General features: G+C 49.3%; 14 protein-coding genes. 5 read left to right on the top strand and 9 right to left on the bottom strand.

All coding sequences use genetic code 11. The annotated features are described in order from the left end of the window. Positions 1 to 64: 64 nt before the first annotated feature. The 3 genes from sda to erpA form a co-directional block, all read right to left on the bottom strand. Positions 65 to 217, bottom strand: a complete 153-nt coding sequence (gene sda, locus DVH26_RS29170) for a sporulation histidine kinase inhibitor Sda (protein ID WP_239628348.1) — start codon at positions 215 to 217, stop codon at positions 65 to 67. Between the two features lie 263 nt (positions 218 to 480). Continuing rightward, on the bottom strand, positions 481 to 771 hold the full coding sequence (locus tag DVH26_RS29175) for a hypothetical protein (RefSeq protein ID WP_239628349.1): 291 nt from the start codon (positions 769 to 771) through the stop codon (positions 481 to 483). A gap of 479 nt (positions 772 to 1,250) precedes the next feature. Then, positions 1,251 to 1,622, bottom strand: a complete 372-nt coding sequence (gene erpA / locus DVH26_RS29180; RefSeq protein ID WP_239628350.1) for an iron-sulfur cluster insertion protein ErpA — start codon at positions 1,620 to 1,622, stop codon at positions 1,251 to 1,253. 545 nt (positions 1,623 to 2,167) lie between these two features. Between erpA and mqnE the strand changes: the two genes are divergently transcribed. Together mqnE and DVH26_RS29190 are read left to right on the top strand one after the other, a co-directional pair. Continuing rightward, a complete protein-coding gene (gene mqnE, locus DVH26_RS29185; protein WP_239628351.1) occupies positions 2,168 to 3,268 on the top strand; it encodes an aminofutalosine synthase MqnE in 1,101 nt (366 codons plus the stop codon). 54 nt (positions 3,269 to 3,322) lie between these two features. Then, positions 3,323 to 4,384, top strand: a complete 1,062-nt coding sequence (locus tag DVH26_RS29190; RefSeq protein WP_239635527.1) for an NAD(P)/FAD-dependent oxidoreductase — start codon at positions 3,323 to 3,325, stop codon at positions 4,382 to 4,384. Here DVH26_RS29190 and DVH26_RS29195 read toward each other — a convergent pair whose 3' ends face one another. Further along, entirely contained in the window at positions 4,385 to 4,639 is a 255-nt protein-coding gene (locus DVH26_RS29195) for a YuzB family protein (RefSeq protein WP_239628352.1), read from the bottom strand. It abuts the gene before it with no gap. A 79-nt stretch (positions 4,640 to 4,718) separates the two neighbouring features. Between DVH26_RS29195 and DVH26_RS29200 the strand changes: the two genes are divergently transcribed. After that, positions 4,719 to 4,964 carry a NifU family protein gene (locus tag DVH26_RS29200; RefSeq protein WP_239628353.1) on the top strand — a complete coding sequence of 82 codons (246 nt, stop codon included), beginning with the start codon at positions 4,719 to 4,721 and terminating at the stop codon, positions 4,962 to 4,964. A gap of 119 nt (positions 4,965 to 5,083) precedes the next feature. On the opposite strand, the gene DVH26_RS29205 is transcribed toward DVH26_RS29200, so the two are convergent. From DVH26_RS29205 to DVH26_RS29220, 4 genes are all read right to left on the bottom strand, one after another. Next, positions 5,084 to 5,893: an SDR family oxidoreductase gene (locus DVH26_RS29205; RefSeq protein WP_239628355.1), complete on the bottom strand. Its 810-nt coding sequence runs from the start codon at positions 5,891 to 5,893 to the stop codon at positions 5,084 to 5,086. 97 nt (positions 5,894 to 5,990) lie between these two features. Next, a complete protein-coding gene (locus DVH26_RS29210; protein WP_239628357.1) occupies positions 5,991 to 6,731 on the bottom strand; it encodes a Cthe_2314 family HEPN domain-containing protein in 741 nt (246 codons plus the stop codon). Between the two features lie 260 nt (positions 6,732 to 6,991). Further along, a complete protein-coding gene (locus DVH26_RS29215; protein ID WP_239628359.1) occupies positions 6,992 to 7,906 on the bottom strand; it encodes a COX15/CtaA family protein in 915 nt (304 codons plus the stop codon). 242 nt (positions 7,907 to 8,148) lie between these two features. Continuing rightward, positions 8,149 to 8,493 carry a thioredoxin family protein gene (locus tag DVH26_RS29220; protein WP_239628361.1) on the bottom strand — a complete coding sequence of 115 codons (345 nt, stop codon included), beginning with the start codon at positions 8,491 to 8,493 and terminating at the stop codon, positions 8,149 to 8,151. A gap of 187 nt (positions 8,494 to 8,680) precedes the next feature. Between DVH26_RS29220 and DVH26_RS29225 the strand changes: the two genes are divergently transcribed. Both DVH26_RS29225 and DVH26_RS29230 read left to right on the top strand, forming a co-directional pair. Then, on the top strand, positions 8,681 to 9,526 hold the full coding sequence (locus tag DVH26_RS29225) for an SPFH domain-containing protein (RefSeq protein WP_239628363.1): 846 nt from the start codon (positions 8,681 to 8,683) through the stop codon (positions 9,524 to 9,526). 15 nt (positions 9,527 to 9,541) lie between these two features. Continuing rightward, positions 9,542 to 9,745, top strand: coding sequence for a type II toxin-antitoxin system antitoxin (locus tag DVH26_RS29230; RefSeq protein ID WP_239628365.1), 204 nt, complete (start codon positions 9,542 to 9,544; stop codon positions 9,743 to 9,745). A gap of 146 nt (positions 9,746 to 9,891) precedes the next feature. On the opposite strand, the gene DVH26_RS29235 is transcribed toward DVH26_RS29230, so the two are convergent. Beyond that, on the bottom strand, positions 9,892 to 11,484 hold the full coding sequence (locus DVH26_RS29235; protein WP_239628367.1) for a copper amine oxidase N-terminal domain-containing protein: 1,593 nt from the start codon (positions 11,482 to 11,484) through the stop codon (positions 9,892 to 9,894). Positions 11,485 to 11,510: the final 26 nt, after the last annotated feature.

Raw genomic sequence — 11,510 nt, forward strand, 5'->3', positions numbered from 1 at the left:
CGGTTTCTTGTCGGAGCGCGAGGCGCTTTTTTTCTATGCAAAAAGGGCAAAAAAAAGAGGCAGGTCAGCTGACCTGAACCTCGCCTCTATAATATTCCAAGTTTAACTTGCGTCGCTTTATCTCTGCCAGCAGCAATTCCAGAAATTCCTCATCCAGTTTCAGGTTTAATGCCTTGAAGTACGAATCGACTAAAATTTCATTGCTCATCAATCTCATACAATCACCTTACTTCTTTAATGTAAAATTATATTAACACGTCCCAAAAATTAGAACAAGCGTTCCGTTATCCACATGAATTTGTGTATAAGCTGTGCGTATGTTGTTAATAAGTGTAAAATTATGTATGATTATGGGGTGGATAATGTGGACAAGGTTATACACAGTTTCCCCAACCGTTCAGTGATAAAAAAAAATAATCAAAAAGAAAAACAGACAGCCTTTCCTTATCGGAAAGAACAGTCTGTTTTTTTCGCTTGCGTTTAGGCAAGCGCGCTTTTATTGCGTTCGTTTTGCGGCTCGAGCAAAAATTTTCGTTTTTGCATGCTTTTGAACTCCATCTGAGGCTCGTACACTTCGTGCGGGTCCTGAACATCCCGAACGTCATTCCAGTAGCACTGGACGCTTTTGCCCGCTTCCCCGCCCCTGAACATCGTGCAACCTTGACAATAATCTTTTATCTGAGATTCGTTGAGAGGAACAATTTTATTGCGCAAGCAGCAATAAACGTTGCCCTGCATATTGGCATAGTGAACGTGATTAATATAAGTCATGCGCATCATCCTATTCTTGTTGGTTTCATATAATAGATTGCTATTTTTCGAACGCAATAAAGCGATTATTTGCATTATATAGGAACGGCTTTGAAAAGACCCTCGAAATTTGCTGCCAGAAATAATAAATTTTGCTAGGAATAAGCTCGTTTCGTGTTGGAACTTATCGTCTCTTGGTAACGATTAGGGCGGCTTCCATGTAAAATAAAAAAACCGGCCTTCGGCCAGGTCCTTGGTTTACAATATACGTTTGTTAGTGCGAGGGAATTGGGTGTGGAATTCCGGCCGCTATTGAAGTCATGTTCCTTTGAATGGTAGGCTTGCCGCGGTAGGAACACGAGCTTCAAAGGCGGACGCTACCGCTCCTCCACCCCACACCCATTCCCTCTCTTGTTCTACTCTGTGCATGGTGATACTTCCCGACTTCCCAAAAAAAAAGCACCCACAAAGGGTGCTTTTCTACTAGCCTTGAATCTCTATTAAGCCTCGACCTTATCGTCGCATTTCTCCGGCGCGCCCTCTTCGTCCTTCACTTTGAACGAGGAGCCGCAGCCGCAGGAAGCAACCGCGTTCGGGTTATTGATGGTGAAGCCGCCGCCCATACCCGCTTCCTTGAAGTCGATTTCCACGCCGTACAAATATTTGGCGCTATCTCCGTCCACTACGACCTTCAGGCCGTTCAGCTCGAACGATTGGTCATCATCCTTCTCTTGATCGTCAAAGCCCATTCCATATGAAAAACCGCTGCAGCCTCCCGCCTTGACGCCAAGACGGAGAAAAAGGTTCGGCGTACCTTCGCTTTCCAACAGTTCTTTAATTTTATCGCTAGCCGTTTCGCTAATTTTAATCATTGTTCCTACCTCCTTGCGAGTGTGATCCACATGGGAACTGTGGCCAATCATCGATTGCCGCTATATGGAAATCATGAACCCGATAGATGCACTGCATAAGTAATGACATCCTGGGACAGATCAACATAAAGCTTCTTCTTCTATAGTATACTCCTTATAAGGATTCTCCTCAAGGACTTCTATCTACCGTGCTGACTTTTTCCTGTTCATTCCCCATCATTAAACTTCCTTTATAAGGCTGAGAAATTCATTTTGTCGAGTTATGTATTGCCCGTCCACATCATGAGGTTTATAATAGATTGTATTGTTTACCGATTCGGCTTACTTTTCGCAGCGAACCGTGTATCCATGTGCAACCTTTCACAAGTGAAATGGATACAGCTCATCCCGAAGGATGACGATAACCGGAAGCGCGGCAAGCCGGTATTTTTCATGAGCTTTTGCATGGCACGGACACACTTCACTGCACTGGATCAGCTGGTTTCTTACGTGCCGAGCACGTGATTTGTTATTTATACAACTACTATTACTATGGAGGTGGCTTTATGAGCATCGTAATCAGTAATCCCGATCAAAGAATGGCGGAAATCGCAGAAAAAGTAAAGCATGGGGAGCGGCTGTCCCTGGAGGATGGAGTTTTCCTGTACCAATCGGACGATTTGTTAACCATTGGTCAATTAGCGAATGAAGTCAATTTGCGCAAAAACGGGAAGAAAGTGTACTTTATCGATAATATGAGTCTTTATTTCACGAACGTGTGTGAAGCTCACTGTGCATTCTGTCATTTCCGCCGCGACGAAGGCGAAGAAGGTGCTTACACGCTCAGCCCGGAGGAAATGTACGAATTTATCGATGAGCATATTCACCCGGACATGCGGGAATTTCATATTGCACAAGGGCATAACCCTCACGTGCCGTTCGAATATTATGTCGACTGTATCCGCAAGCTGAAGGAGCGGTATCCGCAAGTTACCATCAAGGCGCATACGGCAGCAGAAATTGAGTTTTATTCCCGCATCAGTGGGTTAAGCTATAAAGAGGTTCTGAAAACATTAATGGATGCCGGACTAGCTACTCTTACCGGCGGCGGCGCCGAAATTTTGTCCGAGCGTTACCGCAAAAAAATGGGCGTAGGCAAGGCGACCACCGACCAATGGCTGCAGGTGCAGCGGGAAGCCCATGAGCTCGGCCTCAAAACGCATGCAACGATGCTCTACGGCTCCATCGAAACGATTGAGGAGCGCATCCAGCATATGATTCAGCTGCGCGAGCTTCAGGACGATACGAACGGCTTCATGGTATTCATTCCTAACGCCGTACAGCCGGCCAGCGTCAATGCAGGCATCAAACGCCGTGTAGCGGCATTCGACGATCTCAAGACGATCGCCATAAGCCGTCTGATGGTGGATAACATCCAGCATATTAAAGCTTATTTCATCAACCTCGGCACACAGCTGACGCAAATTGCTCTCACGTTCGGAGCCTCTGACGTTCACGGAACCATTGTCAAAGAACGGATCAGCCACGCCGCAGGCGCGCTTTCTCCGGAAGGCTTGACGCGCGACGAGCTTGTATGGCTTGTAAAAGGCGCCGGCCGAATCCCTGTTGAACGCGATACATTCTACAATGAAATTAAAGTGTACTAATTGCCACTGTCTCTACTGCATAGATGTTTTTACAAAAGAAAGGGTTAGTTCATGATGAAGAAAATGGTTATTTTGGGTGGCGGCTACGGCGGATTGACTGTAGCTACCGAGCTGTTGGAAAAAGAATTGCCGTCGGACACGGTGCTTGTGCTTGTAGACCGGATGCCGTATCAAGGTCTGAAAACGGAATATTACGCTCTTGCGGCAGGAACGGTATCCGATCAGGACATTAGGGTACAATTCCCTGTAGACCCGCGTCTTATTCTGAAATACGGTGAAGTCACCGGCGTGGATTTGGAAAACAAGCTGATTCTGTTTCAAAACGATGAGCCGTTGTCCTACGACTGGCTTGCGCTCGGCCTCGGCTGCGTCGATAAGTTTCATCAGATCGAAGGCGCCGATCAGTATGCCGAAAGCATTCAGACGCTCTCCTCCACGCGGAAAACGTATCAAAAGGTCAATGACATTGCGCCGTACGGTCAAGTGACCATCGTCGGCGGTGGCTTGAGCGGCGTTGAAGTCGCGGCTGAGCTGCGGGAGAGCCGTTCCGATCTGAACATCCGCATTCTCGACCGCGGTGCAAGCGTAATGTCCGCATTCCCCGGCAAGCTTCAGTCTTTCGTTCGCGACTGGATGCTCGAGCATGACATTGAAATGAGATCGCATGTTTGTCTTACGCGTCTCGAGAACGGTATCCTGCACAATCAGCAGGAGCTTATTTACACCGACGTCACTATATGGACGGCGGGAATCCAACCAAGTCCGATCGTGCAGCAGCTGCAGCTTCCCAAAGATAATCAAGGCCGACTCATCATTAACGAGTACCATCAAATAGAAGAATACCCGGAAGTGTTCGTCATCGGCGACTGCGCCTCGCTTCCATTCTCTCCTAGTGCCCAGGCGGCACAAGGTCAAGGCAAGCAGGTAGCGGAAGTCTTAAGAGCCATCTGGAAGAACGAAACCCCTCGGCTCGGCAAAATCAAGCTCAAAGGGGTTTTGGGATCGCTCGGTAAAAAATCGGGCTTTGCCTTACTCGGCAAACGCCCGGTTACAGGTATGGTGCCGCGGGCCATCAAGAGCGGCGTGCTCTGGATGTCGAAGCGCCATTTCGGCTAATTATTCACCCAGGAGATCGAACATCGCTTCGATCTCTTTAATTTTGTGCTCCACTTGCTTTTCCAGCTCTTCCGCCGTGGCTGCCGCTACGATCTCTCCATTGACTAGCGCATAAGGGAACATGTAGCATTCCCCGCAGTTGCCGAGACAGCCATATTCGATCACGTCGTAATCCGGATTCGCTTCGAGCTTTTTCATTAATTTATCGGTACCGTGATGCATATTGTTCGTACAAAATTCAATGATGGGTCTCATGACTAGGCAACCCCCTTGTTAACCATTTTATTTTTGATCCCGATGTAATATAATATAAGGTAGAAAGGAGATGATTGAAATGAGTGAAAACGCACAAAGCACCATGTACGATGAAGTACTGGAGGTTTTAGATAAGCTTCGCCCGTTCCTGCAGCGTGACGGCGGTGACGTAGAGCTTGTTGATGTCGAGGACGGCATCGTTAAATTGAAGCTGGTGGGTGCTTGCGGCAGCTGCCCAAGCTCGACCATTACACTGAAAGCCGGTATTGAACGCGCCCTTCTCGAAGAAGTGGAAGGCGTACAAGAGGTTGTCCAAGTGTTCTAATTCCTTCTTTTCCTACGTTGGAAAAAAGCGATAGAAAAGGCCCTCTGCAGCGGAACGGTTATCCTTCCTTTGCAGCAGGGTCTTCTTCTTTGTCCGCAAAAGGGATATCCGCCCCCCTATCAGCTGGTGCGGTTCGATGCGGATACGGCAGACGATGGTCCGATAATGGCGCGGATCGGGTCCAGACCGCCGGAAACATCCATGATGTTGCCGGTGATGAAGTCCGAGCGCTCCTCGCACAGGAAGGCGATGACTCTGGCAATATCTTCGCCCGCACCGGGACGCCCCCGCGGCGACTCCTGATCCTGCTCGTGCTCCACTTCCGCTATCGTCTTCTCCTTATTCGCCCCCCGAATGTCGCCGGGGCAGATCATGTTGACGGTAATGCCGTTCGGCGCTTCCTCCACCGCCAGCGTCTTCGTGAAGGATACGAGACCGACCTTGGCTGCGGCATAAACGGCTCGATGAGGCCATCCCCTTGCTTCCGCCGCATGACCGAAGCCGAAATGAACGATACGCCCCCAGCGCTTCCGTCTCATGTGCGGCAGCACAAGGTGATCCAGCTGCATGACGCCGAGCAAGTTGCCGTTCATCAAATAGTCGATTTCCTGCGGCTCGTATTGCCCGAACAGCCGGCGTTCCCTTACGAACGGCCCGGCATTGTTAATCAATATATCGATGCTCCCGAGCTCTTGTACCGCCTGCGCGACAAGCTCGCTCATCTGCTCCTGCCGGGCGACGTCGCCCTGGATGGCGAGACAGCGAACGCCTTTACTCCGGATTTGATCTTGTAACTGAAGCGCTTCTTTCTCGCTATGAACGTAATTGATTATGATATCGCAGCCGGAATCGGCGAGCAGAAGCGCTGTCATTTTACCTAAGCCCTTGGCGCTTCCCGTTATGAGTGCAACTTTGCGTTGTTCGATCATGCCCGCCCCCTGAATTCTCCTTAAGCTTAAACTCACATTGCGGCTCCGGCAAGTACCGGACCGCCTCATTCAAGTATAGAGGATGCGTGGAGCCGATTCAACTTTCCGTTACAACCGCCGGATATCTTCCCGAAGATTGAGACAGCTTGAAGATATAGGTAAATACAAAGTTAACGGCTTGATACGTCATTTCACAGCCTTTGGCCAAATCCTGCAAATGCTGCTCTACGTCCTCCGTCTTGATCCGCTCGTCATACTCCTGCTTGGCCTCCGCTGCTTTCAATAAATCATCCAGCAAATCCGCGCTGATCGTATGAATTTCCAGATTGCGCTGCGTTCGAAGCCGTTCTACAGGCTCTTTATATTTGACCTTCAAGCCGTACAGCTGTTCTTCCAGCTCTATGTACAGCCGGTTTTGATGCATATTCCTTAGCACAGTGAAATAGGAGAACCGCGATTTGATCTCCTCGGTTTTGAGCCGGAACCGCTCGTTCATGAATTGGCCGAGCTTATCTAGAATAGCGAACAACCGAATGATGGCATTGTTGTAAAAATACAAGTGGCGATGATAGTCGTCCTGCTCCTCTTCGCTCATCTCGTCCAGGTACCTGCTTCGGACCCGGCTTCCAAACCGGACCGCAGCATAGTGGCTCTGCTCGAACTCATCCAGCGACCGGAACAAGCTTCCGCTCCATATCATATAGCGGCGCTCCTGCTGATTGCGCTCCTTAACCGGCAGCGAGCCCAGCAGCTGGATGTATTGTCGGATCGAATCGTTGGCCTCCTTCAAAGCCCCCTGGTCCTTGCGGCGCGGCTCGTTAAACAACCCCCTAAGCATGTAAATCCCCTTCCCCTCTGTATAGATCTCAGGCTATCCCGTCCATCGGTAATAAATGGTAGTATGCGCCCTTCCTGCGGCTGTGATACGAGGCAGCCCGTCCCATTAAAAGGCATAGCCGCTTCCGGCGGCCAATAACCCCACAAAGCGGAGCTTTGCTTCGAAGTCAATCAGATACTTTGCAGGGTGACCCGGTTATCACTTCTATATATGCAAAAAAGCTTACGCAGCCGTCCAAGCTTGCGTAAGCCTCTTTTTCATTAAGCGGTCTTCTTGCCGGCCTGAAGCGTCAACACGCATAGATAACATATAATTCCGAATAAACAGGAGATCAATATCGTATGAAGCATGCTTGCCAGCAAATACCAATCGTAACCCATCGATAGCGTGACGAAGCCGCCGCTCAATATTTGCAGTACAACTAATATAAGTGCCCACTTGGAAGCCTGATAGGTGTTATCCGTCGAATTCATCCGCGCTCTCACGGCCAAGAAGAACCAGGCAATAAATACGAACAGCAGAATCGCTCCTAGACGGTGAACGAACACGATCAGCGTAGCGCCCGACAGCTCCGGGATGACCTGACCGTTACACAATGGCCAGCCTATGCATCCGCCGGACGATTCCGTATGCCTTACGAAGGCGCCTAAATATACAACAACATAGCAATAAATGGCGATCAGCCATACGCCCCATTGAATACCTGCTGTCATCGTTCCCTTTTTCCCTGTAAACACGGTGCCGTACCGCGTATAGACCAGGGCCAGCAGCAGCGTCAGAGCGAAGGCAATCAGCGAAATGCCGAAATGCAGCGCCAGCGTGGCGGAGGATTGCGGCCAAATGACGGCAATAGCTCCCAGAATCGCTTGTAAAATCGTAAACACCATGGCGAGAGACACGAACCATTTAGCATCTTTTCTGCGGCTGTACATGAATACCAGTATCGTCGTTACCAGCAAAATCATTCCGACAATACCCGTCACAAACCGGTGGCTGTATTCAATAATGGATTCGATCGTATAAGCAGGAACGAACTTGCCGTTACATAACGGCCAATCGTCACCGCAGCCCCGACCCGATTCCGTCTTCGTCACAAGAGCGCCCATGATCAAGATTAACAGCATGCCGTACATGCTGGCAAAGGAGGACCACTTCAACCATTTTTGCGTATTCATGCGATGAGCTCCCTTACTGTATAGTAAGTCTCGACAAATTGAGACAAATGTTAACGCTCATGTATCATTATAGCCATAAAACTAGACCAAATCCATGCGGAATTGTTACAAACCGTTGAAACAAGAATGAACGAACGATGTCCATTCCCGCCAGGCCGCTGCGCATCCTGTAAGGGGATAAAAAAAGACCATTCCATCCGGATAGCTCCGAACAGAATGGTCTTTTGGTGCTTGGAAACGGCTTATTTCTGCAGCGCGTCGGCAACCTCGAGAGAACGATCCAGAAATTGCTCGATCTCGTCTCTTGTTTTGCGCAGCTTGCTTACAAAGCGGATCAGCTCTTTGCCTTCACGGAACGCGATAAAGCTAGGAATGCCAAGAATGTTCAGCTTCTCGCACAAATCAGGCACTTCGTCGCGGTCCAGCTGAATAAAGTTCAAACGGTCTTTATACGCTTCAACCACTTCCGGCATGAAAGGATCGATAAAATGGCAGTCTTTGCACCAAGTCGTTTTAAACACGGCTACCGTCGGCTTTGCCGATGCGATTTTCTCTTCAAATACTTGTTCGGATTTTACTTGTTCCATTAGATGTGCACCGCCTTTAGCTTAGTATTACACCACTTATAGCATGCCGCATCCGCCCTGTCAACCCGCCCTTATTCCAATTGGGAAATGCTGCTACTTTACAATTATTTCTAAAAGTGATATCATAAAAATATCAAATCGATATTCAAATGATTGCTAATCCCAATCACAAAAGGAGTGTTGTATTATGAAAGAACATAAGGCATGGGTGTTAAACGGATTTATCGGGTTATTGCTCTTCTTTATTTTTACGGGTGCCGGCGTACTGCTCTTGATCCAAGAGAGCATCGTACTGGGCGTCATTCTGTTGATTGTCGCTTCTGCTCTTATATCCGGTATCACGATCGTTCAACCGAATCAAGGCTACATCGTGACGTTCTTCGGACGCTATGTCGGAACGATTCGTGAAGCCGGGATGTGGCTGACCGTTCCTTTCTCCACACGCAGCAAAGTGTCTTTGAGAGTGCGCAACTTCAACAGCGCCAAGCTGAAAGTAAACGACGTCGAAGGGAATCCTATTGAAATTGCCGCAGTCATCGTGTTCAAGGTCGTAGACTCCGCGAAAGCGACCTTCGATGTGGACAAATACGAGCAGTTCGTCGAAATTCAGAGCGAAACAGCTCTAAGGCATGTTGCGAACAAGTACCCTTATGATGTGTTCGAGAACAATAACGGGTACTCGCTGCGCGGCAACTCGGAGGAAATTGCCCAAGAGCTCAGCACCGAGCTGCAGGAGCGCTTATCGGTCGCAGGCGTTGAGGTGCTGGAAGCCCGTCTGACCCACCTGGCTTACTCGACAGAGATCGCCAGCGCCATGCTGCAGCGTCAGCAAGCTACCGCGATCATCTCCGCCCGCTCCAAAATTGTGGAAGGTGCGGTAGGTATGGTGCAGCTGGCCATCTCCCAGCTTCAGCAAGAAGGCGTCATCGAGCTCGACGAAGAGCGCAAAGCGGCGATGATCAATAACTTGTTGGTCGCAATCGTATCCGATCGTTCCGCCAACCCTGTAATTAACACCGGCAGTCTTTATTAGACTGCCCCTCTCTTTATGGCATCCAAGAAAAACTTCGCCCTCCGGCTCGATCCCAAGCTATATGAGGCACTCGAGCGATGGGCCCAGGACGAGTTCCGAAGCGTTAACGGGCATATCGAGTTTCTGCTGCGCGAGGCGGCGTCCCGGGCCGGAAGACTAGCAGGCCCGCGTCCTTTGGCATCATCGCCCCCGGAAGAGTCCGAGCCCCCCGAGGCTTGAGCGGGCGGAGGTTCTTATTCTTTGCAATAGAAAAAAGCCTGATCCGGCGGAATCAGGCTTTTTTTCCATTCTTTTTGTTCGATGCAAAGTGTCCGTGCTATAGTGTAATCCGGCTGCGTTCATGAGACGAGCCGGAACCGGATATACTAATCCCGGGTAATGGTTACCATTTGCAGCTCCTGGTCCCAGCTTACAACTGCTCCCATGTTCTCGGCAATGAATCGGACCGGAACGAACGTCGAGCCGTTCGTGAGCTCCGCTTCGGCCTCCAGCGGCTTGATCATGCCATTGACGGAAGCCTGCTTGCTGCCGATATTGAGCTTGATGACCGTCCCGTTAATCGAGTCGACGATAGAGACTTGCTGCGTTGCAGCATCCCAGGTGACATCCGCATCCAGCTGTTCAACAACGAAGCGGGCTGGCACCATGACCACGCCGTTACGGTTATAAGGCTTCACGGAATCGGCGTAGATGTCCTCCGAATCGTCCATAAACATGTTGATTTCTTTTTTCGTAATATGAAGATCAGATTTCAAGAGCTCATACAATTTGGACTTGGAATCAAGCGCCTGGAGCACTTTGCCCGGCTTGTTCAAGGATTCCAGCTCCAGCTTGCCGCCGCTCACGTCAATCGTATCCGCTGTGACAGGCTTGTTGATGTTCCACACTTCGGAAGTCGAAGTCACTTTCATACCTGTAACCGATTCTTCGCCGGTTGTTGGAAAGTTAACCAGAAGCTCCATATAAGATTTGCGAGGAATCAAATCGCTGTCTACATAAAGATCTAATTTCAAATAGTTTTTCTCGCTCAACAGCTCGCGCAAGGAGGATCCTGCCGGTGAGCTCAACGCCTCTTGAACGGATTGATCGTAGTTATCGAGCGTCTTTTTCAAATTCGTTTGCAGGAACGTATATGCGAACTCTACTGCCAACGTCTTGTTGTTCAAATACGGTGCAATCATTTCATCCATCGGATTCTCTTGATTTTGCGCCTTGCTTTCCTTCATCGCCTGCTGGGCCAGCGGCAGCACCAGATCGTACAATTGACCGATCAGCTCTTTCATGCCCTTCTCGTCTGCCAGCAAATTAGTCAAAAAGCCTTTGACCAATCCGAGCAGCTCGTCGCCCTTCACTTCTACATGTACTTGCTTCAGATTCAAGCTCTCGTTATTGATCGTTTGCTTGGAATCCGTGATGGAGACCGTCTTCGGATTCGGCAGCTTGGTACCGAAATAAGTAACGAAGGTAGGCGCCATTTGCTCCGCTTTTTTCTGAAGCTGCTTCAGTTGCTCCTGCATTTCCTTGGAGAGCGTGCTTTGAAGCTGCTCCATGGAAGCTCCGCCGCTGTTATGTAACACGATCGGTTTCTTCGCACCCTCAACCTGGATGATGTATTGTTGATCCGACATGACGATCTGGAAAGGAATTTTGCCTTTGGCATATTCGAAGGTTCCTTTGACAGACAGATGCGTCAGATCCTGCTGCTTCATATCCGTAATACTGAGCTTTACGTTGCCGAACAGATCGAGCATTTTTTGCTGTTCTTCACTCGGCTTCACCGAAGCGTTGCGGATTAGATCGAAGGTGATCGTTTGAGTGCCCTGAGATGTTTTCACGCTGGAGCTGCTCTCGATGAGTTTGTTTAAATCGACTCCGTTTACGGGTTGACATCCTGCCAGAACGACAAGCATGACAATCAGCAGCAGGGAAAGCCAACGTTGCATGGTGATGTTTTTCATTGCTAACCTCCAATAAGTGTAAAATA

This window comes from Paenibacillus sp. H1-7, assembly GCF_022354825.1.
In the GTDB taxonomy this organism is placed as follows: domain Bacteria; phylum Bacillota; class Bacilli; order Paenibacillales; family NBRC-103111; genus Paenibacillus_S.